Consider the following 24,602-nt stretch of genomic DNA (forward strand, 5'->3'; position numbering starts at 1 on the left):
TCGAAGATTCAAGGCGGGGCGTGGAACAGCGATGGCAGTCGAAGTCTATTTGCTCGCCAGATGCTCCGCGGCGAGCGTACCAGTCCTCGTCACGTAGTCCTGCACCTCGGCAGCATCGCTGCCGTCAGGCGCCCAGTCGGGAAATGCCGTGCGAGCCGGATCGAACGGGCCGGCGGTGGTTTCGTGAAACACCAGCCATTCCGAGGTGATCAGGATCGAGTGGAAGACCTTTTCCGGCATGCGGTAATAGCAGCGCTTGCCCTGGCCGTAGGGCGCCATCTCGAGCACCTCGCGAATGCGGCCGTCATCCTCGAAGATCACGACCTGCGCGGTGCCCTCGATCACGTGGAACGATTCCGGCTTGCCAAGATGCTTGTGCGGTCGCACATAGGCCTCGCGGTGATGCACGATGAGCATTTCGTGCAGGCCGGATGAGGGATCCGGATGCGTGCACAGGCGGCTGCGCAGGCGCGGGTTGCCGGCCGCGATGCGCTTCAGCTCCGCGATCGTGGCATCGTCCGCGGTGACGATGGCGTCGTCGGAATAATAGACTTCCGGATTTTGTGCACGCAGCGAGGTCGGCGGGCGCGAACGCGCCGTCTCATTCGAAGAAGATGAAGCCATGGTCGCCCCGGTAGCTGCATTTGTCATAGATCCAGGCCCATGTTTCCGGACCGTGGAAGCTCAGGCAGGTGAGCTGCCAGTAGAGGAGGTTCGCCTTCTCGCGTTCGTTGCGGAACGATTCCACCATCAGATATTTCGAGGTGCCGCGTCCGACGCGCTCGATCTCGGGCACCGCGCGGAAGACGTCCTCGAGCGGAAGGTTGTGCAGCACGCCGAGCGACACCACGAGGTCGAAGCTGTGGTCGGGGTAGGGGAGCTCGACGGCACTGCCGACCTTCAGGTGTGGCCGCACCTCCTCCTTGGCGTTGGCGATGCCGTAGTCGGAGATGTCGATGCCGGCGATCGAGAGGTCGGGGACGAGCTGGGTGAACTCGTACAGCAGATAGCCCTTGCCGCAGCCGACATCGAGCACGCACATGCCGGGCTTGATGCCATAGCGGTCGATCAGGGTCTGGGCGAGCGGGCGCCACCTTCCGTCATAGCGGTAACCGCCATAGCCGTAGCGTCGGTCGCCGTCCCAGTAGTCGCGTCCCCATTGCCGGGCGACTGTCGCCGATTCCGCCTTGTCATGCTCGACCACGCGCTGAACGTAGTTCCGCTTGGTCGACGCGTGCATCGGCTGGAGCAGGTTGACCTCGGCCATGGTCGTTAACGGGATCGCGGCATCGTCACAGGATGGTCGCGAATTTGTTGACGAGCAGGATGTCCTCGACGGCCTGGATGTCCTTCGGCGACGAGAGCGTGATCTCCTCCACAGCCGCGTGCAGATCGCAGCCCTCGCGCAGCACGCGATCGTAGATCTCGCGCCGCCGTGCCTCGTCGGGCGGCAGCATGAAGATGCTGTAGAGGATCAGGCCGTTCAGGCGGGGCAGCTCGTCCAGGATGTCCTCGAGCACCATGTAGCTGCCAGGCATGATGTGCTCGACGGCGCTGAGCAGATACTGCAGGTTCTTCCGCCGCGCGTAGTCGCGGATCACGATGTTCTGGACGTGCTGCGGGGTGCGGCTGCCGTTCAGCGGCCGGGCGCCGATATAGCCGCGGTGACCGGCTCGCTCAGCCATGGAAGCCTCCCGGCAGCTTGTACTGCATGCCGACGCGCGTCGCCGGACGCAGCAGGATCGGCTCGAAGAACTCGCCGAAGCGCTTGTCCGCGTAGGGCGACATGATGCTCTTGAAGCGGCAGTTCATGCTCCAGCGCGTGCCGGGCTCCTCGTTGACGCGATTGCCGTGCATCAGGGTCTGGTTGAACAGCATGACGTGACCGTAAGGGATCTCGATGAAGGTCGCGTGCGGCTTGATGGTCTTGTACAGTTCCTCGGCGCTGCGCAGGCCGGCCATCCGGTCCTGCATCTCGCCGTTCAGGGACGGCGGCAGCAGGTACATCGCTTTAGTACGGTGAACGTCGACCAGCGGCACCCACACCACGACCTCGAACGGCGAGTCGCCCGACCAGACGTCGGAATGGGTGGCGAGCAGCGACGAGCTGTCGCCGGGAAGCTGGATGCTGAGATTGACGCGGCGCTGCATGCAGAGCTCGTTGCCGACGATGGTCTCGATCGTTGAGCGCGCCAGACGGAAATAGGTCGGCCGGAACCAGGGCTCGGCGTTGAGGCCGTTGAAGACGTGCAGCCGCAGTCCGTTGAGATCATCCACGCTCACCCGCGTGTGGATGGTGTCGAGCATCGCATAGGGATCGTTGCTGTGCGGCAGCTTGAGATAGTCCGCCGCGAGCTCAGCGGCGCGCCGCTGGATGCGGTCGAGCCCGGCGCGGTCGTCAGCCGGCGTGGTGACAAAGCCGTTGTCGACGAAGCGCTGCGCCAGCGCCTGCTCATCGGCCTCGAGGAAGTCGGTATCCGTCATGCAAAGTACCCCCGGGCGGTCGCGCAGATATGGCTGATATCGGCGGCCGAGAGGAATTGGTTGATGGGAAGGGTGAGGATCTGGTCCGCCTGCCGCTCGGTTACCGGAAACGCGCCGCGACCGTGACCCAGATGCGCTGCCGCCGGCTGCAGATGGATCGGGACCGGATAGTGGATCGCGGTCTCGATGCCCTTGTCGGCAAGATATTTCTGGAAATCGTTGCGACGGTCGGTCTGCACGACGAAGGTGTGGAAGGTGTTGAACTCGATGTTGCGGCAGGGCGGAATGAACAGCGGTAAGTCTGCGAGCTCGGCGCGGTATTGCGCGGCGTTGCGCCGCCGGCGTTCGATCACCGAGGGCAGGTGGCGCAGGCGAATGCGAAGCACCTCGGCCTGCAGCGTGTCGAGCCGTGACACGAGGCCCCATTCCTGGACGTCGCTGCGGTTGATCAGGCCGTGATTGCGCAGGCGGCGGATCCGTGCGGCAAGTTCGGCGTCGGCCGTGACGAGGAAGCCGGCATCGCCTGCGGCATTGAGATTCTTCAGGGGATGCGCGGAGAAGCAGCCGAACGTTCCGATGGTGCCGCTCATGCGTCCGTCGTAGGTCGAGCCCACGGCCTGCGCGCTGTCCTCGATCACGGCGAGAGCGTGCTTGCTCGCGATCGCCATCAGCGGGTTCATGTCGGCCATGCGCCCGGTCAGATGCACCGGCATGATCGCCTTGGTGCGCGGGGTGACGGCGGCCTCGACCGCGGCCGGATCGATGTTCTGGTCCGGCAGCACGTCCGCAAAGACCGGCGTGGCGCCGACCGCGATGATCGCGGCGGTCGAGGCCACGAACGAATTCGGCGGGGTGATGACCTCGTCGCCGGGACCGATGTTGAGCGCCCGCATCGCGAGGATCAGCGCGTCGGTGCCGGAATTCAGCGTCACCACATGCGGCGAGCCGAGATAGACCGACAATTCCTCCTCGAGCTTTCCAACAGCAGCCCCGCCGATGAAATCGCTGCGCTGGAACACGCCTTCCACCGCCTGCATGATCTCCGCGCGCTCTTCCTCGAATTGGGCGGGAAGATTGACGTAACCGATGCGCCGGCGGCCGGTGTCAGCGTCCATGGCAGAACTTCCTGACGGTCGCGATGACGCGGTCCTGCTGGGCGCGCGTCAGGTGCTGGTCGACCGGGAAGCTGATGACTTCCTTGGCATGGCGGTCGGTGACCGGGAACGTGCCCGGCGCGTAACCGAGATGCTTAAGACCCTCCTGCTGATACAGCGGGATCGGATAGTGGATCTTGGCCTCGATGCCGTTGTCCAGGCAGTACTTGTAGAGCTCGTCGCGGCGCTCGGCGAACACCATGTAGAGATGATAGACGTGCTTCACGTTGGGACGGCGCGGCGGAACGCGCAGGCCGGGCAGGCCGGCGAGACCCGCGTCGTAATAGGCCGCATTCTCGATCCGGCGGCGCGTGATCTCGCTGGTCTGGCCGATCAGCCAGTTGCCGACGACGGCCTGCAAGGAATCGAGCCGCGAGTTGCAGCCGAGGATCGCGATCTCGTCGCGGTTCTTCATGCCGTGGTTGCGGATCAGGCGGAGCTTCTCGTTCATGCCGTCGTCATTGGTGACGACGACGCCGGCATCGCCCCAGACGTTGAGGTTCTTGAGCGGATGCAGGGAGAAGCCGGCCGCAATGCCGTGGGTGCCGGACCGCTTTCCGGCAAACTCCGACAGGATGCCCTGGCAGGCATCCTCGACGACGGGGATGTTGTGGCGCTGCGCGATCGCCATCAGCTTGCCCATGTCGGTGACCTCGCCGGTCAACTGGACCGGCATGATCGCCTTGGTCTTCTCAGTGATCGCGGCTTCGACATAGTCGACATTCATGCAGAAGGAATCGTCGCAGTCGACCAGGACCGGCGTCGCGCCGGTCTCGGCGATGGCGCCGACCGTGGCGATGAAGGTGTTGGCGGCGGTGATGACCTCGTCGCCATGGCCGATGCCGAGCGCCTTGAGCGGCAGCTTGAGCGCATCGGTGCCTGATCCGACGCCAATGGCGTGACGCACGCCGATCAGCTCGGCAAAGCGCTTCTCGAATTCGGCGACGGGCTTGCCAAGGGTGAAGTCACCGGTCGCCACCAGTCGGCCGATCTCGGCCAGGATCGGGGCGGGATCGGAGAATTGCTCGAGCAGATAGGAATATCGAACGTCGTACATGTGATCCGTCAGGTGGAATGAAGTTGAGGAGTGGAGGTGCGCGACGCCGCGAGCGCATGCTCGATCGAGGTCGCAATGGCGTTGGCGGAGAGCCCGTGCTTCTTCAGCAACGAGTCCTGCGAGCCGTAATTGTGCATGAAGCGATCCGGCAGCGACAGCCGAAGCATCGCGGGCAGGTTTGATCCGAGCTTGTCGATCAGCGTCTCCGCGACCGCGCTGCCCAGACCGCCGGAGGGGACATGTTCCTCGAGCGTCACCAGCAGGCGAGTGGCGCGCACCGTCTGCAGCAACGCCTCGGTGTCCAGCGGCTTGACCGTATGCATGTGCAGGATGCCAGCGCGAATGCCTTGCGCGGCTAGCACGTCGGCCGCGGCGAGGGCGCGCTGGAGCATGATGCCGGTGGTGACCATCACGACGTCGCCGGGCGGCCGCATCAGGATGGCCTTGCCGATCTCGAAGCCGTGCTCGGCCTTGGAGACGATGGCATCGCCGCCCTTGCCGAGCCGGACGTAGATCGGGCCCTTCCAGTCCAGCGTCTGCTCCATCATGCGCGCTGCCTCGTCGGCGTCGCACGGGCAGATCACCGTCATGTTCGGCAGCGCCCGCATGATGGCGATGTCCTCGATCGCCTGGTGGGTGGGGCCGAGCGGCGCATAGACGAGGCCGCCGCCGTTGGCGATCAGCCGCACCGGCAGATTGTGCAGGCACAGATCGACGGCCACCTGCTCGTAGCAGCGCCGCGTCAGGAAGGTCGCGATGGTGTTGACGTAAGGCACGAAGCCTTCCATCGCGAGGCCGGCCGACATGCCGATGATGTGAGCTTCCGAGATGCCCTCGATGAGGTGGCGCTTGGGAAATTCCTTGCTCATCGCGCGCAGCGTGCCGGCGCCGGGATCAGAGCCGATGTAAAGCACACGCTCGTCGCGCGCGGCGAGCTTGTGGACCATGTTCATCGCGGTGTTGCGCATGGGGAGCCGATCAAAAATCGCCGACAGCAACGCGAATGGCGTCGAGCTCGCTGTCGGTCAGCTTGTTCTTGTGATGCCAGTCGGCGTTGGACTCCGCAGCCGGAAGACCCTTGCCCTTGACGGTGTGGCAGATCATGGCGGTGGGTTTCCCCGCAACGGCGGGGACCTGCTTCAGCACGGTGCGCAGGGCGCCGACGTCGTGGCCGTTGACCTCCTGCACGGCGAAGCCGAAGCTGCGCCACTTGTCCGCTAGCGGCTCCAGCGGCAGCACGTAGTCGGTGGGCCCGTAGCTCTGCAGCTTGTTGTAGTCGATCAGCGCGACCAGGTTGTCGAGCCCGTGCTTGGCCGCGCCCATCGCAGCTTCCCACACCGATCCCTCGTTGATCTCGCCATCGCCGAGCAGGACGAAGGTCCGATAGCTGCGCTCGCGCATGCGCGCGGCAAGCGCAAGGCCGACGCCGATCGAAAGGCCGTGCCCGAGTGCGCCGGTCGACGCCTCGACCCCCGGCACCATGCCGTATTCGGGATGTCCGCCCAGGATGCTGTCGGGGCCGCAAAAGCCATCCAGCTCCGACAGCGGGAAGAAGCCGCGATCGGCGAGGAGCGCGTAGAGCGCCAGACAACCGTGTCCCTTGCTGAGGATGGCGCGGTCGCGATTGGGATCGCGCGGATTCTTCGGATCGATCCGCAGCACGTCGTCGTAGAGCACGCGGACCATCTCGATCAGCGACAGGGCAGGTCCGACATGTCCGCGTCCCGCGGAACGGACAGAACCGAGCACCAGGCGGCGCAAATAAAGGCTGCGCTCGTCCAGCGTGCAGGTGAGGGCGGCTTCAGCGTGGGGTGAGATCTGGATCACGTTGGCAAATCGTTTTGTGGAGCCGGCGCGCTTTGGCGAGCTGACCGGCGAGGCGGACCGTCAGATCGCCACCTTGCGCGGCCAATGCGCGTCGGGAGCGGCTTTCCGGCAAATAGGCATTCAGGACAATCAGGCACCAGATCGCCCCGAACACAGGATACAGTACGTCACGGCGGATCGCAAACGCGTCATCCCTAGCCGCAAAAGCTTGCGTGAGGCGTTCGGTCAACCGATTTGCGTTGGCTTCGGGCAGATCGCTACCGGGGTGAAGCGCGGTGTCAGACACGAGCTTGACCGGATCGTCCCAGCCGAAATATTCGAAGTCGATGAATCGCAGGCGGCCGTCTTCGCCGCGCAGCGCATTGTGCAGCCCGAAATCGGACGGGCTCAGTGCGCGATGCACCGGCGCAAGGTCCTCTCCAGGATCCCGGCCCAGTTCTGTATAGCGCCGGCGGAGCCGCTGGATCGCGACGTCAGTGCTGGGAACCAGGCTGCTGTCCACGAACGCTCGCAGCTCGGGTTCGTCAGCCGAGGCCCGCCGTAATCCGTCCAGGCGCTGCTCGTACTGCGCGATGGCTTCCTCAGGCGAGAAGATGCTGGCTGAAGCGTTCCGCAACGTCTGCGCGCCGTCGGCGTCGCGCAGTTTCTGCAGCTCGATCAGGAAATCCGCCAGTTGATCCGCATCGTCGTCTTGGGGACGCTGCACCGCCGCCTCGCCGTCGAACCATTGATACAGCGCGCAGAACGCATCCGCATCCCTCGCGATCGGACGCGGTGTCGACGTGATGCCGTGGCGCGACAGAAACGACAGCGCGTCATATTCCTGTCCCAGGCGATCGCGCCCGTCGGACGGATAATGCTTGAGGGCAAGGGCCGGTCCCTTTGCCATCTCGAGCCGAAACACCCTGTTGTTGCCGCCGGATCGCGCCGGTTGGGCGGCCGCGACCGGGGCGCCCGCCAGACGGCTGCCGATCGCCATTGCATCCGCTGCGCTGATGTCGGGCTCGCTCATGCCGCAAACACTTCGTTGCGGATGCCGGCCCATGTCGCGATCGGCTTGCAATGTTCGGGGTGCAGGGCCTGCGAACGCGTGAACAGGATCGATCGCGTCGCCTTCGGGAAATGCGGTTGGTCGAAGACCTCGACGAGATCGTCGATGAAGACGTCGAGCTCCAGGCTCGCGAGTCGCTCGACCTTGGCGGCCATCGTGTCCTCGAAATAGACGTCGCCGGCGGCCACCGCCGCATCCGCAGCGTCGATCAGGCCGACTTCACGCAGCCAGCCGCGCGCGGCCTCGCGCAGGTCGGTGTGGTCGGGGTCCTGATGACCGTATCGGGTCTTGTGGCTGACGATGTACACCTTCGCGCCAGCCTGTCTGCACGCCGCCAGGAATTCCCGCACGCCCGGATAGATTTCGGCGCCGCCGATGCCCTTGCCATAGACGAAGCCTTGCAGGCCCTGCCAGGCGAGCTCACCGCCAGTGCGGGATCGCAAGTAATCCCGCACATCGGTCTTCAGCCCCTCCCAGCCCTCCGGCACCAGATCGCGCTGACGCGCCGCGGCGGCAAAGACCTTGTCGTAGCAGATGATCGTGTTGTCGAAATCGATGCCGATCCGCACGCCGCTCACTTCAGGCTGATATTCTGCATCATCTTGATGTTGAAGTACCTGGGGTCGTTGAGCGAGTTCGGCAGACGGCCGGTCTTGAAGGCGTCCACCAGACCCGACACGGCCTGCTCGATCGTGTGCGTCGGCGCAAATCCGAGCTCGCGACGGATCTTCTCCGAAGAGACGTGATACGAGCGCAGATCGTCGGTCGGCTCGACCGCGATGTCGACGTTATTGCCGACCACCGACTTGACGATGTCGGCGATCTTCATCAGCGAGTGGTTCTCGTAGCCGATATTGTAGGTCTTGCCGTCGATCTTCGCGTCATCCTGCTGAAGCAGGAACAGATAGGCTGCCGACATGTCCTGGATGTGCAGGTTGGGCCGGCGCTGCGTCCCGCCGAACACGCGGATGCGGCCGGTGTTGACCGCAAGGTTGGTCAGGATGTTGACGACGACGTCGAGCCGCTGCCGCGGCGCGTAACCGCAGACGGTAGCCGGACGCACGGTGCAGGTGACGAACCCGGATGCGGCCTCCTCGGCGAGGTCGGTCTCGCACATCGCCTTGAACTTGGAATAGTCGGTGAGCGGTTCGCAGGACAGCTCCTCCGTCACCTCGGCTTCGTCCTTGATGCCGTAGACGCTGGACGAGGACGCATAGATGAAACGCTTGATGCCGGCCTTCTTCGCCGCGCGCACCATCGGCCGGAAGCAGTCGTAGTTGATGGACTTGCCGAGCGTCGGGTCGAGCTCGAACGAGGGATCGTTGGAAATGCAGGCGAGGTGGATCACCGCATTGTTGCCGCGCAGGGCTTCGTTGATCGCGGCCTCGTCGCGGATATCGCCCTTGATCAGGCGCAGGTTGGGGTTGTCACGGACGGCGTCGAAGACATTCTCGCCGTACATGAACAGGTCGAGCACCGTGACCTTGTGGCCTGCGGCGAGCAACTGGGGAACCAGCACGCTGCCGACATAGCCGGCGCCACCGGTGACCATCACATTCCACTTTTGATCAATCACTGTCGTTCTCCAGAATTTGCCTTCGCGCTACTTCAACAACGCGGTGACGAACTTGACCAGCGGCGCCTTCTCGACCGAGCTGCGGTGGCCGACGATACCGACCTTGATAGCGCCGGCCGCATTGCCGATGAAGGCGACGTCCTCGATATTGCCGCCGGCGGCAACCAGCGGCGCCGTGATCGTCAGGAACGCATCACCCGCGCCGACGGTGTCGACGACGGTCTTGGTGAAGGCGGGAACGCGTGCGACGCCGGTCTTCGACGAGAAGGGGTAGCAGCCGAAGGAGCCGTGCGTGATGATCATGTTGTCGCAGTCGATCTTGCTGTGGAGACCGCCCTCGATCACCGATGCGATGTCGCTGAACTTGTCGGTGGCGGCCAGCCGCGCTTCCGGTGCGTCGATGCAGATGTAGTCGGCCCGCGGATACTTCGTGATCAGATTGTAGCCGTGGTTTCCGCTGTTGCTCTGGGCGTTGATCGCCAGGAACTTGGAATTCGCGATCAGCGTGTCGATCGTGCTGGACGCGATCATGCCGTGGCCGAAATCGGTGACGATGACCACGTCCGCGCCGCGCACGCGCTCGGCGGTGACCCGGTCGATCTCCTGCCGCTGGGTCTCGCTGACCGGCGTGTCGTTCATGGTGTAGACCTCGAACAACTTGTGCAGGTAGCCGAGCTCGACGTAGCGGAGCTTGCGGGTGGTGGGGCGGTTTTCGACGCGGATCGGCGTCAGCTTGACGTTCTGGCGGATATGCGCGCGAAGGAATTCTTCGGGATAGTCGTCACCGCCGAGCGTCGTGACGATTTCGACCGACTTGCAGAAGCTGGCGACGTGGTTCGCCGCGGCGATCACGCCACCCGCGAACTGCTCCCGGTTCTTGAACAGGGTCGCGACGATGTTCTCCTTCGAGGCCTTTCCGAGCGCCGTGACATATTGGTACTCGTCGATGATGGTATCTCCGACCAGCACGACGTGCATGTCCTGGATCTTGTCGATCAGTTTCAGCAGGCGTTCGGCGCCGCCGCCTTCGCGCACCTTCTGGAGGTAGTCGCGCAGAGGGGGGTCGTAGATGTCGAAGTAGCGGTTCAGCAGCGACGACGAGCTGAAGGTCACGTCGCGCGTGAAGACGATGCGCCCGCCATGGCGCTCGACGGCCTCGCGCTCGGTGGCGATCTTGCCGGTGACGTCATCCTCGGGATTTTCGTAGTCCGAGCCCTTCACGTAGATGTCGGGGCGTACGGTGTCGAGGACCGGCTCGGCGCTGGAGGTCCGGTTGATGGCGACCCAGTCGACCGTGCCGAGTGCGGCCAGCATCTCGGCGCGCATGTTCTCGGGAAAGATCGGCCGTCCCGGGCCCTTGTTGACGAAACGGTCGGCGGTGATGGTTACGATGACGACGTCGGCCTCGTTGCGCGCCGCCAGGATGTGCCGGACGTGACCGAGATGCACCAGATCGAACACGCCGTGGCAGAGCGCAACGGTACGGCCCTCGGCCTGCGCGGCGCGTGCGATCGCTCCCAATTCCTCGAGCGTCTTGATCTTCTCGTGCGGTGCCGGATGGACCGCCGCCTTGTCTGTCGAAAAATTACCCATGTGAACTACCCAAAAGCGCCGGCCGGCCTCGGCCGGCTGGCCCGGAATTGATCGATTCGCGGCAACGATATCTCGCGAACCTGTTCAATAGCTTGCCTTGTGCGGCGTACCGGACGCCGCATCGTTGTCGTCACCGAGATATTTGAACCAGTCCTTGGTGGCGTCGGCAATCTTGTCCACTGTCCACAGGGGAGCGTCCTTGTACTGGTCCATGGACTTCAGCATCGTCGCGACGCCGTCCTCGAATTTCACCTTCGGCGTCCATTGCAGGACCCGCTTGATCTTGGTGATGTCGGCATAGGTGCAGTCGGGCTCGCCGGGGCGCTTGGGGATGTGGACCTTGTCGCCGCCGAGCAGCTCGACCAACCGGTTGACGCTGTAGGTGTTGTCCGAGCCGACGTTGAAGATCTCGTGCGAGACGTCGGAGCGTGCGGCCGTGACGAAGGCGTCCGCGACATCGCTGACGAAAGTGAAATCGCGGGTCTGCTCGCCGTCGCCGACCACAGTGAACGGCTTGCCGGCAAGCTTCTGCGCCATGAACACGCCGAACACGGCGCCGTAGGTTCCCGTGGTGCGATGGCGTGGCCCGAACACGTTGAACAGACGGAGCGCCACCGCCGGAAGCTTGTAGACCTGGCACCAGTGCATGACGCACTGCTCGCCGAGGTTCTTGGTGAGAGCATAGGGATACATCGGCCGGATCTCGGCGCTCTCCGGCGTCGGGTAGACATCGGGGATGCCGTAGCAGGACGACGACGCCGCATACACGAAGCGGCTGACGCCAGCCTGCCGCGCGGCCTCGAGAACGTTGACCGTGCCGTCGACATTGGCGCGGTGATACGGGATCGGCGATTCGATCGAGGGAACGATGTCGGCGAGTGCCGCGAGGTGGAACACCCAATCGATACCGTTGAAATACGGGGTGATCGATTCGCGGTCAGTGACGTCGGCGCGAACGATCTTCAGCCGGCTCGAACCGGCGTGCGACGACAGATTTTCGGAACGTCCGATGACGAAATTGTCGAGCGCAATAACCTCATGGCCGTCATTGAGGAGGCGATCAACGAGGTGACTGCCGATGAAACCGGCGCCGCCAGTCACGATACATTTCATGGGAACATCCGTAGCGCGAATGCCCTGCGGGCGTCGCCAATGTTGAGTGAGACCCTGACGCCGACTAACAGCCGGTCGCAACTTTTGCAAGTATTATACCTTTGCAATCCCTAGTAATAGCCGGTATCAGGGCGACATGTTGCAGTCGAGCCGCCACCCCATGCCCGCCGAGTCTCTCGATCCCGATCACAAGGCCTTCCTTGACGATTACGTGGGGCGCCTTCATCGCGCGACGTCGATTGACGACGGTATTTTCGTTAGCATCTCCGCCACCCGCGCGGCCTGGTTGCGCGCGCGCGAGCAGGGCGGTCGCGTCATCTTCATCGGCAATGGCGGTTCGGCCGGCATCGCCTCGCATCTTGCGATCGACCTGGCGAAGAACGCATCGGTGCCTGCGCTCTGCTTCAGCGATGCAAGCATGATGTCTTGCCTTGCCAACGACTACGGTTTCGAGGACTGGATCGCGCACGCCGTGCGGCTGAGCGCTCGCGCCGGCGATTGCCTCGTCGCGATCAGTTCGTCGGGACGCTCGAAGAACATCCTGAATGCCGTTGCGCAGGCGCGCACGATGAAGCTCGGCGTGATCACACTGTCGGGCATGAATGCGGACAATCCGCTGCGCAATCTCGGTGACGTCAATTTCTTTGTGGACAGCCGCAGCTACAACATTGTCGAGACCACGCACCAGTTCTGGATGATGGCCGCGATCGACCTCGTCATCGGTCGCGCAGAATACCCGGCATCCTGAGGCGGGCTCCGATGCAGGCGCGGTTCAAGCAGGCGGTCCTGTTCTCGGTGAAGCTGCTGCTGTCGATCGCCGTGCTGGTCTACATCGCGCGCGGTCTCGACCTGCACCGATTGCGCACCCATCTCCTCTCCGTCGATCCTTTCCTGTTCGGTCTCGCGCTGGCGCTGATCTTCTTTCAGACCTTCGCGCTCAACGGCCGGTGGGAGCTGATCATGCGCGCGCTCGGCGTGTCGCTGGACTGGCTGGCTGGTTGGCGGATCCTGATGATCAGCCTCTGGTTCAACCAGGTGCTGCCGTCGTCGGTCGGCGGGGACGCGGTTCGGATGTGGCTGTTGCGCCAGCGTGGCGTGCAGTGGCCGGAAGCGGTCAAGGGCGTTGCCGCAGACCGTTTCACGGCGTTGATCGGGCTGATCGTGCTGATGGTGGCGGGATTGCCGTTCCTGATGTCGCGCGTGTCCAACGAGGCCGCGATTCTGGCGATCGGAGGGCTGACGCTGGCGGGTGTCGCCGGTACCGTGGTCCTGTTGACGCTCGACCGCCTGCCGAAGCGTCTCATCGCGCTTCCCGCGATCGCCAGCTTCGTCCGGTTTGGAACGCTTGTCAGATTTCTTCTCTTGCGATCCGAGCACCGCGGTTTGCTGTTCGGATCGGCGCTCTTCATCCATCTCGTGACGGCGGCGGCGTGCTATGCCTTGGCGCGCGGCGTGGGAGCTCAGCTCTCGGTGGTGGACGCCGCTATCCTGATTCCACCGGTGGTCCTGCTGACGGCGGTTCCGATCTCGATCAGCGGCTGGGGCGTTCGCGAGGGCGCAATGGTCGCCTGTCTCGGCTTGGCCGGCGTTCCTTCCGAGGAAGCGCTTTCGGTTTCGCTCCTGCTGGGGGCCGTCAGCGTGATCGTCGGCCTGGCGGGCGGAGTGATCTGGCTGGCCAGTCCGGAGCGGGGCTCGTATTCAGCGGACAAGGCGGCGCAGGCTGCCGAAGAACCGCTGGATTACGGGCTGGCGAAGGCCGGGGAGGTCTCGAGCCGCACTTGACTCACTTGAACCATTACCGTCGATCTGATCTTCACAGGGTGGGGTTGTCCCGCTCGCTCGCTTGTCTCCGTTTTCCGGTTCCATGATGCAAAACCTGTTCTACGTCCGTCATACCTGCCGTCTCTGTCATTCGGACAAGCAAGAGCTGGTCGTTCCGATGGCAGGCATGCCCATTGGCACCCCGAACTTCCAGGTGCCCAACGCAAGCGTCGACGATCCCGTCTTCCGGGCCGCGGTGCCGATGGCGCTGCACCTGTGCAGGGATTGCGGCCACCTCCAGATCCTCCATGTCGGCAATCCTGAGGTCCAGTACCGCAACTACGTCTACACCACCTCGCTCTCGCTCGGCCTGCGGGAGCATTTCGCGGGTTACGCCAACGACGTCGTCAGCCGCTTCGGGATTGCGCCGGGCTCGCTGGTCGTCGAACTCGGCAGCAATGACGGATCGCTGCTCGGCTTCTTCAAGGAGCGGGGTATGCGGGTGCTGGGCGTCGATCCGGCCGTCGACATTGCGCGGCGCGCGACGGAGGCGGGGATCGAGACCATCGGCGATTTCTTCACCGACGTGATCGGTCGCCGCATCCTTCAGAGCCATGGTGCCGCCAGCGTCGTGATCGCCAACAACATGATCGCCAATGTCGACAACCTCGATCCGCTGGTGATCGGGGTTCGCGATGTGCTGGCGCCGGACGGCTTGTTCGTGTTCGAAACGCAGTATGGCGTCGACGTGACCGAGAAGAACCTTCTCGACACCGTCTATCACGAGCATCTGTCGTATTTTAACATCAAGCCGCTGATCCGTTTCTTTGCCCGGCTCGGCATGGAGCTGATCGACGTTCAGCACATCTGGACCAAGGGCGGCTCGATTCGCGTCACCGTGCAGCGCGCCGGCGGCGCCAAGAAGCCGTCGGCGGAAGTCGCGCGGTTCGTTGCTGAGGAAGAGCGGCTCGGTGTCGATCAGCCGGCCTACTATGCGCCCTATGTGAAGAGGATCGCCGCCATCCGCGACGAGCTGGTCGCGATGGCCGATGCCGCCCATGCGCGCGGCCAATCGGTTGCCGGCTATGGCGTCTCCGTGGGTACCACGACCCTGCTGCCGCAGTTCGGCCTGGAGAACAAGATCGACTTCCTGGTGGACGACGATCCCAAGAAGGCGAACGTGATGGCCGGCCCGGGTTACGACATCCCGATCCTGCCGCCCGCCGCCCTTTACGAACGCAAGCCGGCCTTTGTCGTCGTCTTCGCCTGGCGCTATGTCGATCCGATCCGGGCCAAGCACGCCCGTTATTTCGCCGAGGGCGGAAAGTTCGTGGTGCCGCTGCCGGGCATTACCATGGTGGACCGGGCCGACTGACGTTGCCAGTCTTGCTGAAAGCCTCCCCGGATGGCGGCCTGCGGGCGGTGGATAAGTCCTTGATCCACATGGTCTCTGCACGGCCGTCCGGGGGAGGGCGGCTTACCCGCACGAGCCCTCTATATCTTGACCTTTGGTCCCATCCGCAGTAGATACCCCGCACTCGCAGCCGGCCCGTTAGACGCGGATCTCCGGCGCGGCTTTGAAATCCCCGAACAATCGAGCCCGGTTCCCGGCTCATCCTTCGAGACAGAGGGCTGGGCCAACGGCGGCTGTTCGGATCCCTGAAATTCATATGCGTCTGTCGACGGACGCTGGACCTCAAACGATGGCAGTCAGCCCGTTCAAGTTCTTGCAGGAAGTGCGCTCGGAGACCGCCAAGGTCACCTGGCCGACCCGTCGTGAGACGACGATCACCACCATCATGGTGTTCGTCATGGTCGCCGTGGCGTCGGTCTTCTTCTTCGCCGCCGACCAGATTATCCGTGTCCTCATCACTTTCCTTTTGGGCATTCACTGATGGCTACAGCAACCGCTCAAGTGTCCGACAAGCGCTGGTACATCGTCCACGCCTATTCGAACTTCGAGAAGAAGGTCGCCGAATCGATCCGTGAGCAGGCCAAGCAGCGCGGGCTCGAGGAGCTGTTCGAGCTGGTGCTGGTTCCGACCGAGAAGGTCACGGAAGTGCGCCGCGGCCGCAAGATCGATGCCGAGCGCAAGTTCTTCCCCGGCTACGTGCTGGTGAAGATGAAGCTGACCGATGAGGCGTTCCATCTGATCAAGAACACGCCGAAGGTGACCGGCTTCCTCGGCGCGGAAAACAAGCCGATGCCGATCTCGGAAGCCGAGGCCATGCGCATCCTGCACCAGGTGCAGGAGGGTGTGGAACGGCCGAAGGCGTCGGTGTCGTTCGAGATCGGCGAGAACGTGCGCGTGGCCGACGGCCCGTTCGCCTCGTTCTCGGGTGTGGTCGAGGAAATCGACGAGGCGCGCTCGCGCGTGAAGGTCGCGGTGTCGATCTTCGGCCGCGCAACGCCGGTCGAACTGGAATTCGGTCAGGTCGAGAAGGTCTGATCGGGTACGCGTGAAGCCGAAAAGCTTCACGCAAAGAGAGGCCGTGGGAGGGAGAGGGCGGTTGCCAGCCGCATCCGACCCAGACCACGAACCTGAAACCGCCGGCTCCGCCGGCACAACAGGAGTGATACATGGCAAAGAAAGTGACCGGATACCTGAAGCTTCAGGTCCCGGCCGGTGCGGCGAATCCTTCGCCCCCGATCGGTCCCGCGCTCGGTCAGCGCGGTCTCAACATCATGGAGTTCTGCAAGGCGTTCAACGCCCAGACCCAGAAGGAAGAGAAGAACACCCCGATCCCGGTGATCATCACCATCTATGCGGACCGTTCCTTCACCTTCGAGATGAAGACGCCGCCGATGTCCTACTTCCTCAAGCAGGCCGCCAAGATCCAGTCCGGCTCGAAGGCGCCAGGCCGTGACAAGGCCGGCAAGGTGACCAAGGCGCAGGTGCGCGAGATCGCCGAGAAGAAGATGAAGGACTTGAATTGCGACACCATCGAATCGGCCATGAAGATGGTCGAGGGCTCCGCCCGTTCGATGGGTCTGGAAGTTGCGGGGTAAGCGGTCATGGCAATCGGAAAGCGTTTGAACAAAGCCCGCGAAGGCGTTGACCGCGAAAAGCTTTATCCGCTCGCGGAAGCCATCAAGATGGTCAAGGAGCGCGCGAAAGCGAAGTTCGACGAGACCATCGAGGTCGCGATCAATCTCGGCGTCGATCCGCGTCACGCCGACCAGATGGTCCGCGGTGTCGTGACCCTGCCGAACGGCACCGGCCGTACCCTCCGCGTCGGCGTGTTCGCCCGCGGCGCCAAGGCCGACGAGGCCAAGGCTGCGGGTGCTGACGTCGTCGGCGCCGAGGATCTGGTCGAGAAGGTGCAGAACGGCTCGATCGATTTCGACCGCTGCATCGCCACCCCCGACATGATGCCGCTGGTCGGCCGTCTCGGTAAGGTGCTGGGCCCGCGCGGCCTGATGCCGAACCCGAAGATCGGCACCGTGACCATGGACGTCACCGGTGCGGTGAAGGGCGCCAAGGGCGGCTCGGTCGAGTTCCGCGTCGAGAAGGCCGGCATCCTGCAGGCCGGCGTCGGCAAGGCGTCCTTCTCCGAGGAGAAGCTGGTCGAGAACATCAAGGCTCTTGCTGACGCCGTCTCCAAGGCGAAGCCGGCCGGTTCCAAGGGCACCTACATCCAGCGCGTTGCGGTGTCCTCGACGATGGGCCCCGGCGTGAAGGTCGAGCCGGGCACCATTCTCGGCTGAGGTTTGGAAATTGCATGAGGCGAGGGGCGGAATCGGGCGACCGATTCCGCCCCTCGTCGTTTGTGGCGGCGCTTTACCGGAAACAAGAACAATGGCTGACAAGGTCCTGATCTACTCGCGCTTTCCCAAGACGATGACGGCGCGCTTCGCCGAGCGGTTCGAGCTGCTCGACACCGGCGGCAAGCCCGCGCACGAGGTGTTTCCGGCGGAGGAGCTCGGCGGCATTCGCGCGATGCTGGCCCAGGGTGGCAGCCCGCTGGGCGCCGACGCCATGGACCTGTTTCCGAAGCTCGGCACCATCGTCTGCTACGGCACCGGCTATGACGGCGTGGACCTGAAGGCGGCCGCCGCGCGCAATATTACGGTCGGCCACAGCCCGGGCGCCAATGCGGCCTCGGTCGCCGACATCGCGATGACCCTGATGCTGGCGACGACGCGGCGAATCCTGGTCGCGGACCAATATGTCCGCAGCGGTGATTGGGCGGCGTCAAAGCAGTCGCCGCTGATGCGCGCGCAGGCCGGCATGCCCAGCCGCCGCATCGGCGTCTATGGCATGGGCGAGATCGGCCGCAAGATCGCGGCGCGCTGCGCCGCCTTCGAGAGCGAGGTCGGCTATTTCAGCCGCACCAGATACGATCTGCCCTATCAATATTTCCCCTCGCTGGAGGCGCTGGCCGACTGGTGCAGCGTGCTGATGATCGCGGTGCGGGCAGGGGCCGAGACCCAGAATATCGTCAACGCGGACATCCTTCGGCGCCTCGGCGCGGACGGCTATGTGGTCAACATCTCCCGCGGCTCCGTCATCGACGAGAAGGCCCTGGTTGCGGCACTTTCCGACAAGACCATCGCCGGCGCCGGCCTCGACGTCTTCGAGATGGAACCGCACGCGCCCGACGCGCTGACCGCTCTTCCCAACGTCGTGCTCGCTCCTCATATCGGCGGCCACACCCTGGACTCGCACGTCGCCATGCAGAACTGCGTGCTGGCGAACCTGACCGCGTTCTTCGCGGGCAAGCCGCTACCTTACGCGGTCAAATCGGCCTGAAACGGTCCTTGTTGGGCCATCTCAAGCCTGGCCGGCAACGGATTGGAACTGGTGTGAATTTTGCTCTTGGCAAGCAGGCCCGGAGCGGTTAAAGAACCGCCTCCGGACGTGCCGGCCTCGGCTGGCGCGTCCGTGCACGCATTCCGAAAACCCGACACGACAGGAGATCATTCCTTTTCAGGACGTCCGCAAGGATTTGCCGGAAAAGGAAGGAAAATCCGTCGGTTGGCTGGGATGCGGGCAGAGGTCGGGCGGTTCGCCGGCTGACCTTGTCCTGTCCAAGACTGCAGGCGCCCGCGGGAAATTTCGATTTCTCAACGGCTTAATCGCATGGCCTGCATAGACGGGTGAAGACCGGATTTCACTTCGCACCCAGCTTTAAGGGCTGGCTTTGCGAAACGGGTCTGGTTCGGACCTCGACACGCCGTGGGCCTTTTAAGGGGCTCCCGGAGGGCAGGCTTTGAATTGTCGTCTTGCCCGGCGTGTCCGAAGGGGTTTTGGCCCGGAGGTTCAGGTTTTGGGTGGGACGATGGGTGCAACCCGGCGGTCCCGCTTCTCGCGATGACCGCCAACCGGAGAGAGCTTGCTGTGGAACGAGCGGCAAAAAAGGAAGCGGTCGAACAGCTCAATGAGGTCTTCAAGACCACGAGCGTCGCGGTCGTTGCTCAATATTCCGGCCTCACCGTCGCCCAGATGCAGAAGCTGCGCCAGCAGATGAAGCAGGCGGGCGCTGCGGTGAAGGTCTCGAAGAACCGTCTCGCCAAAATTGCTCTTGAAGGCACTGACGTCGTTGCCATCGGCCCTATGTTGAAGGGGCCGACCGTGATCGCCACTTCGAACGATCCGGTAGCGGCGCCAAAGGTCGCCATCGAATTCGCCAAGGCGAACGAAAAGTTCGTCATCGTCGGCGGCTCGATGGGGAAGACCGTCCTGAATGTCGACGGCGTGAAGGCGCTTGCCTCGCTGCCGTCGCTTGACGAACTGCGCGGCAAGATCGTCGGCCTCATCGTGGCCCCGGCGACCAAGCTGGCCCAGCTCGCCAACGCGCCTGCGGGCAAGCTCGCGCGCGTCATCCAGGCTCATGCCTCAAAGGGCGAAGCGGCCTGACGCCCTTCGCAAAACTCAAACCCGAACCAGACTTACACGTAAGGAAACTGAACAATGGCTGACTTGCAGAAGATCGTTGACGACCTCTCGAGCCTCACCGTGCTCGAGGCCGCTGAACTCGCGAAGCTCCTCGAAGAGAAGTGGGGCGTTTCGGCTGCCGCGGCTGTCGCCGTGGCCGGCCCGGCCGGTGGTGGCGCTGCCGCCGCTCCGGCCGAAGAGAAGACCGAGTTCACGGTCGTTCTCGCCAGCGCCGGCGACAAGAAGATCGAGGTCATCAAGGAAGTCCGCGCCATCACCGGTCTCGGCCTGAAGGAAGCAAAGGACCTCGTCGAGGGTGCTCCGAAGCCGCTGAAGGAAGGCGTGAACAAGGAAGAAGCCGACAAGATCAAGGCCCAGCTCGAGAAGGCTGGCGCGAAGGTCGAACTCAAGTAAGCACTGCTTACTGGTGCGGGATCCCGGGCGGGCGTCAGCTCAGCCCGGGATCTTGGCCCCTCGGTAGGGTGGGCCGGATGCAAAAGGCGTGCGACGGAACATCCCGACGCGGGTCGAACACGAAAAAGTGTGGGGATTTGCGGGTTTAACCCTCGAATCTACACTATTGTCGCCCCATATCGGGTCGACAGCACGAAAGCGCGGTGGGCAGGGAGGCCGGATTTCCCTGTAAGCCGTTGGGAGAGCAGGCTATTTCGGGCTTTTGCAGTCCGTGAAGACGATCGTTGTGACGGGCGGGCGCGCCTATGCGCCCCGCGCGTCGTTTTGCGTTTTGAAGGTCTGAAGAACAGATTCAGGACATGACGGCCTGAAACTGGATTTTTGGCCCCCAAAGCGGGTTCGAAAAATTCAACCCGGGGAGCGGTGGCAGCCGCGTCCTGGACGGCGCGCCCAGAGCGGGCGACGAAATGAGAGGCCACGATGGCGCAGCAGACATTCACCGGTCGCAAACGCGTTCGCAAGTTCTTCGGACACATCAAGGAAGTCGCCGAGATGCCGAACCTCATCGAGGTTCAGAAGGCGTCCTATGACCAGTTCCTGATGGTTGACGAACCCCAGGGCGGTCGTCTCGACGAGGGTCTGCAGGCGGTGTTCCGCTCGGTGTTCCCGATCTCGGACTTCTCGGGCACCTCGATGCTGGAATTCGTCCGCTACGAGTTCGAGCAGCCGAAATATGACGTCGACGAGTGCCGCCAGCGCGGCATGACCTTCGCAGCGCCCCTCAAGGTGACGCTGCGCCTCATCGTGTTCGATATCGACGAGGAAACCGGCGCGAAGTCGGTCAAGGACATCAAGGAGCAGGACGTCTACATGGGCGACATCCCGCTCATGACGATGAACGGCACCTTCATCGTGAACGGCACCGAGCGCGTCATCGTCTCGCAGATGCACCGTTCGCCGGGCGTGTTCTTCGACCACGACAAGGGCAAGACCCATTCGTCGGGCAAGCTGCTGTTCGCCGCCCGCGTGATCCCGTATCGCGGCTCCTGGCTCGACATCGAGTTCGACGCCAAGGACATCGTCTATGCGCGTATCGACCGTCGCCGCAAGATTCCGGTGACGTCGCTGATGTTCGCCCTCGGCCTCGACGGCGAAGCGATCCTGTCCACGTTCTACAAGAAGATTCAGTACAAGCGGACCAAGGAAGGCTGGCGCGTTCCGTTCGACGCCAACCGTTTCCGTGGCTACTCGACCGTCAACGACCTGATCGACGCCGATACCGGCAAGGTCGTGCTCGAGGCCGGCAAGAAGCTCACAGTGCGCGCTGCCCGCCAGCTCCAGGAGAAGGGGCTGAAGGCGCTGCGCATGGCTGACGAAGAGCTGGTCGGCAACTACGTCGCCGAGGACCTCGTCAACCCGAAGACCGGTGAGATCCACGCCGAAGCCGGCGAGGAAATCACCGACAAGCTGATGAAGGCGCTCAACGAGCAGGGCTACAAGGAACTGCCGCTGCTCGACATCGACCACGTCAATGTCGGCCCCTACATCCGCAACACGCTCTCGGCCGACAAGAACATGACGCGCGAGGACGCGCTGTTCGACATCTACCGCGTGATGCGTCCGGGCGAGCCGCCGACGCTGGAATCGGCGCAGGCCATGTTCCAGTCGCTGTTCTTCGACGCCGAGCGCTACGACCTCTCTGCGGTCGGCCGCGTCAAGATGAACATGCGCCTCGACCTCGATGCGCCCGACACCCAGCGCACGCTGCGCAAGGAAGACATCCTCTCCGTCATCAAGACGCTGGTGGACCTGCGCGACGGCAAGGGCGAGATCGACGACATCGACCATCTCGGCAACCGCCGTGTGCGCTCGGTCGGCGAGCTCATGGAGAACCAGTACCGCATCGGCCTCCTGCGCATGGAGCGCGCGATCAAGGAGCGCATGTCCTCGGTCGACATCGACACAGTCATGCCGCAGGACCTGATCAACGCGAAGCCCGCGGCTGCCGCGGTGCGCGAGTTCTTCGGTTCCTCGCAGCTCTCGCAGTTCATGGACCAGACCAACCCGCTGTCGGAGATCACCCACAAGCGCCGCCTGTCGGCGCTTGGACCGGGCGGTCTGACCCGCGAGCGCGCCGGCTTCGAGGTGCGCGACGTGCATCCGACGCATTACGGCCGCATCTGCCCGATCGAGACGCCGGAAGGTCCGAACATCGGCCTGATCAACTCGCTCGCGACCTTCGCGCGCGTGAACAAGTACGGCTTCGTCGAGACGCCGTATCGCAAGGTCAAGGACGGCCGCGTCACCGACGAGGTCGTGTACCTCTCGGCGATGGAAGAGGGCCGCTACACGGTCGCGCAGGCCAACGTGCCGCTCGACCCGAAGGGCCGCTTCACCGAAGACCTCGTGGTCTGCCGTCACGCCGGCGAAGTCTTGCCGGTGACGCCGGACAAGGTCGACTACATGGACGTGTCGCCGAAGCAGCTCGTCTCGGTCGCCGCGGCGCTGATCCCGTTCCTCGAGAACGACGACGCCAACCGCGCGCTGATGGGCTCGAACATGCAGCGCCAGGCGGTGCCGCTGGTTCGCGCCGAGGCGCCGTTCGTCGGCACCGGCATGGAAGGCGTGGTTGCGCGTGACTCGGGTGCTGCGATCGCGGCGCGCCGTTCGGGCGTGATCGACCAGATCGACGCGACCCGCGTCGTCATCCGCGCCACGGAAGATCTCGATCCGACCAAGTCGGGCGTCGATATCTACCGCCTGATGAAGTACCAGCGGTCGAACCAGTCGACCTGCATCAACCAGCGTCCGCTGGTGAAGGTCGGCGACATCGTCAAGAAGGGCGACATCATCGCCGACGGTCCGTCGACCGATCTCGGCGAGCTCGCGCTCGGCCGTAACGTGCTCGTCGCGTTCATGCCGTGGAACGGCTACAACTTCGAAGACTCGATCCTGCTCTCCGAGCGGATCGTGAAGGAAGACGTCTTCACCTCGATCCACATCGAGGAGTTCGAGGTGATGGCCCGCGACACCAAGCTCGGACCTGAGGAAATCACTCGCGACATTCCGAACGTCTCGGAAGAAGCGCTGAAGAACCTCGACGAAGCCGGTATCGTCTACATCGGTGCGGAAGTGCGCGCCGGCGATATCCTGGTCGGCAAGATCACGCCGAAGGGCGAAAGCCCGATGACGCCGGAAGAAAAGCTCCTGCGCGCCATCTTCGGCGAGAAGGCTTCCGACGTCCGCGACACCTCGCTGCGCGTTCCTCCGGGCGTGCAGGGCACGATCGTGGAAGTCCGCGTGTTCAACCGCCACGGCGTCGACAAGGACGAGCGTGCGCTGGCGATCGAGCGGGAAGAGATCGAGCGTCTGGCCAAGGACCGCGACGACGAGCAGGCGATCCTGGACCGCAACGTCTACAACCGTCTTGCCGAGCTGCTCGAAGGGCGGCAGGGCATTGCCGGTCCCAAGGGCTTCAAGAAGGACACCAAGATCACCCGTGCGGTGCTCGAGGAGTACCCGAAGTCGCAGTGGTGGCTGTTCGCCTCGCCGAACGACAAGCTGATGGCCGAGATCGAGGCCATGCGGAAGCAGTACGACGAGTCGAAGAAGGGCCTTGAACAGCGCTTCCTCGACAAGGTCGAGAAGCTTCAGCGCGGTGACGAATTGCCGCCCGGCGTGATGAAGATGGTCAAGGTCTTCGTCGCGGTGAAGCGCAAGATCCAGCCCGGCGACAAGATGGCCGGCCGCCACGGCAACAAGGGCGTGGTGTCGAAGATCGTGCCGATCGAGGACATGCCGTTCCTCGAAGACGGTACGCACGCCGACATCGTGCTCAATCCGCTGGGCGTGCCCTCGCGCATGAACGTCGGACAGATCCTCGAGACCCATCTCGGCTGGGCCTGCGCCGGCCTCGGCAAGCGTATCGGCCAGACGGTCGATGCTTACCTGTCGAAGCAGGACATCAAGCCGCTGAAGGAAACCTTGAAGAAGGTCTACGGCGAGGACGAGACCATCAAGTCGCTCAACGACAACGAGCTGCTCGAACTCGGCCATAACCTCAGCCGCGGCGTGCCGATCGCAACTCCGGTGTTCGACGGCGCCAAGGAAGCCGACATCGAGGAGATGCTGAAGCTTGCCGGTCTCGACGCTTCGGGTCAGTCGACCGTCTATGACGGCCGCACCGGCGATCCGTTCGATCGCAAGGTGACGGTGGGCTACATCTACATGCTCAAGCTGCACCATCTCGTCGACGACAAGATCCATGCGCGTTCGATCGGTCCGTACTCGCTCGTCACCCAGCAGCCGCTGGGCGGCAAGGCGCAGTTCGGCGGCCAGCGCTTCGGCGAAATGGAGGTGTGGGCGCTCGAGGCTTACGGCGCGGCGTACACGCTCCAGGAAATGCTGACGGTGAAGTCGGACGACGTCGCCGGCCGCACCAAGGTGTACGAGGCGATCGTGCGCGGCGACGACACGTTCGAGGCCGGTATTCCGGAATCGTTCAACGTGCTGGTCAAGGAAATGCGCTCGCTCGGCCTCAACGTCGACCTGCACAACTCCAAGATGGGACCGGCGCCGACGTCGGAAGCGGCCGAGTAATTCGACCTTTCATGCCTGGCCTTCGCGGCCGGGCATTGGCGCCCCTCCCGAGGCCTTGAGGGCAGGGCGCCGTGCACGAGTGATTTTCGAATTTG

Annotated in this window: 24 protein-coding genes; 11 read left to right on the top strand and 13 right to left on the bottom strand. The window is 63.8% G+C overall.

All coding sequences use genetic code 11. The features are described 5' to 3' along the window. Window positions 1-45: 45 nt before the first annotated feature. The 13 genes from JQ635_RS14400 to JQ635_RS14460 form a co-directional block, all read right to left on the bottom strand. Window positions 46-624: a WbuC family cupin fold metalloprotein gene (locus JQ635_RS14400; protein ID WP_211410531.1), complete on the bottom strand. Its 579-nt coding sequence runs from the start codon at window positions 622-624 to the stop codon at window positions 46-48. Continuing rightward, window positions 602-1,267, bottom strand: a complete 666-nt coding sequence (locus JQ635_RS14405) for a class I SAM-dependent methyltransferase (protein WP_211410532.1) — start codon at window positions 1,265-1,267, stop codon at window positions 602-604. The genes JQ635_RS14400 and JQ635_RS14405 overlap by 23 nt, the downstream gene beginning before the upstream one ends. A gap of 25 nt (window positions 1,268-1,292) precedes the next feature. Then, window positions 1,293-1,685: an LIC12192 family sporadic carbohydrate cluster protein gene (locus JQ635_RS14410; protein ID WP_211410533.1), complete on the bottom strand. Its 393-nt coding sequence runs from the start codon at window positions 1,683-1,685 to the stop codon at window positions 1,293-1,295. Continuing rightward, on the bottom strand, window positions 1,678-2,484 hold the full coding sequence (locus tag JQ635_RS14415; protein ID WP_211410534.1) for a sporadic carbohydrate cluster 2OG-Fe(II) oxygenase: 807 nt from the start codon (window positions 2,482-2,484) through the stop codon (window positions 1,678-1,680). Before JQ635_RS14415 ends, JQ635_RS14410 begins: the two co-directional genes overlap by 8 nt. Continuing rightward, window positions 2,481-3,599 carry a DegT/DnrJ/EryC1/StrS family aminotransferase gene (locus tag JQ635_RS14420; RefSeq protein ID WP_211410535.1) on the bottom strand — a complete coding sequence of 373 codons (1,119 nt, stop codon included), beginning with the start codon at window positions 3,597-3,599 and terminating at the stop codon, window positions 2,481-2,483. Before JQ635_RS14420 ends, JQ635_RS14415 begins: the two co-directional genes overlap by 4 nt. Beyond that, window positions 3,589-4,695 (bottom strand): DegT/DnrJ/EryC1/StrS family aminotransferase, encoded by a 1,107-nt coding sequence (locus JQ635_RS14425; RefSeq protein ID WP_211410536.1) that lies wholly within the window; start codon window positions 4,693-4,695, stop codon window positions 3,589-3,591. Before JQ635_RS14425 ends, JQ635_RS14420 begins: the two co-directional genes overlap by 11 nt. Before the next feature lie 8 nt (window positions 4,696-4,703). Beyond that, the gene (locus tag JQ635_RS14430) at window positions 4,704-5,663 is read right to left on the bottom strand and encodes a transketolase family protein (protein WP_211410537.1); all 960 of its coding nucleotides are present in this window, start codon (window positions 5,661-5,663) and stop codon (window positions 4,704-4,706) included. Window positions 5,664-5,673: 10 nt separating this feature from the next. Continuing rightward, window positions 5,674-6,522, bottom strand: a complete 849-nt coding sequence (locus JQ635_RS14435; protein ID WP_211410538.1) for a transketolase — start codon at window positions 6,520-6,522, stop codon at window positions 5,674-5,676. Beyond that, the gene (locus JQ635_RS14440) at window positions 6,497-7,534 is read right to left on the bottom strand and encodes an aminoglycoside phosphotransferase family protein (RefSeq protein ID WP_246583543.1); all 1,038 of its coding nucleotides are present in this window, start codon (window positions 7,532-7,534) and stop codon (window positions 6,497-6,499) included. The genes JQ635_RS14435 and JQ635_RS14440 overlap by 26 nt, the downstream gene beginning before the upstream one ends. Beyond that, entirely contained in the window at window positions 7,531-8,142 is a 612-nt protein-coding gene (locus tag JQ635_RS14445; RefSeq protein WP_246583544.1) for an HAD family hydrolase, read from the bottom strand. Before JQ635_RS14445 ends, JQ635_RS14440 begins: the two co-directional genes overlap by 4 nt. 5 nt (window positions 8,143-8,147) lie before the next feature. After that, window positions 8,148-9,149, bottom strand: coding sequence for an NAD-dependent epimerase/dehydratase family protein (locus JQ635_RS14450; protein WP_211410541.1), 1,002 nt, complete (start codon window positions 9,147-9,149; stop codon window positions 8,148-8,150). Window positions 9,150-9,176: 27 nt separating this feature from the next. After that, on the bottom strand, window positions 9,177-10,742 hold the full coding sequence (locus JQ635_RS14455) for a PfkB family carbohydrate kinase (RefSeq protein WP_211410542.1): 1,566 nt from the start codon (window positions 10,740-10,742) through the stop codon (window positions 9,177-9,179). Window positions 10,743-10,826: 84 nt separating this feature from the next. Further along, window positions 10,827-11,855: an SDR family oxidoreductase gene (locus JQ635_RS14460; RefSeq protein ID WP_211410543.1), complete on the bottom strand. Its 1,029-nt coding sequence runs from the start codon at window positions 11,853-11,855 to the stop codon at window positions 10,827-10,829. A gap of 160 nt (window positions 11,856-12,015) precedes the next feature. Here JQ635_RS14460 and JQ635_RS14465 point away from each other — a divergent pair, with 160 nt between their 5' ends. From JQ635_RS14465 to rpoB, 11 genes are all read left to right on the top strand, one after another. Beyond that, window positions 12,016-12,603, top strand: a complete 588-nt coding sequence (locus JQ635_RS14465; RefSeq protein WP_246583545.1) for an SIS domain-containing protein — start codon at window positions 12,016-12,018, stop codon at window positions 12,601-12,603. 11 nt (window positions 12,604-12,614) lie between these two features. Next, complete coding sequence (locus JQ635_RS14470) at window positions 12,615-13,637, top strand: lysylphosphatidylglycerol synthase transmembrane domain-containing protein (RefSeq protein ID WP_211410545.1); 1,023 nt, start codon at window positions 12,615-12,617, stop codon at window positions 13,635-13,637. An 85-nt stretch (window positions 13,638-13,722) separates the two neighbouring features. After that, window positions 13,723-14,991, top strand: a complete 1,269-nt coding sequence (locus tag JQ635_RS14475; protein ID WP_211410546.1) for a class I SAM-dependent methyltransferase — start codon at window positions 13,723-13,725, stop codon at window positions 14,989-14,991. 328 nt (window positions 14,992-15,319) lie between these two features. Then, window positions 15,320-15,511, top strand: coding sequence for a preprotein translocase subunit SecE (gene secE, locus JQ635_RS14480; protein ID WP_063682740.1), 192 nt, complete (start codon window positions 15,320-15,322; stop codon window positions 15,509-15,511). Further along, window positions 15,511-16,065, top strand: a complete 555-nt coding sequence (gene nusG, locus JQ635_RS14485) for a transcription termination/antitermination protein NusG (protein WP_018647229.1) — start codon at window positions 15,511-15,513, stop codon at window positions 16,063-16,065. The genes secE and nusG overlap by 1 nt, the downstream gene beginning before the upstream one ends. A gap of 131 nt (window positions 16,066-16,196) precedes the next feature. Beyond that, a complete protein-coding gene (gene rplK, locus JQ635_RS14490) occupies window positions 16,197-16,625 on the top strand; it encodes a 50S ribosomal protein L11 (RefSeq protein ID WP_011088164.1) in 429 nt (142 codons plus the stop codon). A gap of 6 nt (window positions 16,626-16,631) precedes the next feature. Then, window positions 16,632-17,324, top strand: a complete 693-nt coding sequence (gene rplA / locus JQ635_RS14495) for a 50S ribosomal protein L1 (protein WP_011088163.1) — start codon at window positions 16,632-16,634, stop codon at window positions 17,322-17,324. A 91-nt stretch (window positions 17,325-17,415) separates the two neighbouring features. Beyond that, the gene (locus JQ635_RS14500) at window positions 17,416-18,369 is read left to right on the top strand and encodes a 2-hydroxyacid dehydrogenase (protein WP_211410547.1); all 954 of its coding nucleotides are present in this window, start codon (window positions 17,416-17,418) and stop codon (window positions 18,367-18,369) included. A 588-nt stretch (window positions 18,370-18,957) separates the two neighbouring features. Beyond that, window positions 18,958-19,476, top strand: coding sequence for a 50S ribosomal protein L10 (gene rplJ / locus JQ635_RS14505; RefSeq protein ID WP_025037001.1), 519 nt, complete (start codon window positions 18,958-18,960; stop codon window positions 19,474-19,476). 54 nt (window positions 19,477-19,530) lie between these two features. Continuing rightward, window positions 19,531-19,908 (top strand): 50S ribosomal protein L7/L12, encoded by a 378-nt coding sequence (gene rplL, locus JQ635_RS14510; protein WP_100177007.1) that lies wholly within the window; start codon window positions 19,531-19,533, stop codon window positions 19,906-19,908. A 480-nt stretch (window positions 19,909-20,388) separates the two neighbouring features. Continuing rightward, window positions 20,389-24,507, top strand: a complete 4,119-nt coding sequence (gene rpoB, locus JQ635_RS14515; protein WP_211410548.1) for a DNA-directed RNA polymerase subunit beta — start codon at window positions 20,389-20,391, stop codon at window positions 24,505-24,507. The last annotated feature ends 95 nt before the right edge of the window (window positions 24,508-24,602 follow it).

Origin of the sequence: Bradyrhizobium iriomotense (genome assembly GCF_018130765.1) — a bacterium.
Taxonomy (GTDB): Bacteria; Pseudomonadota; Alphaproteobacteria; order Rhizobiales; family Xanthobacteraceae; genus Bradyrhizobium; species Bradyrhizobium iriomotense_A.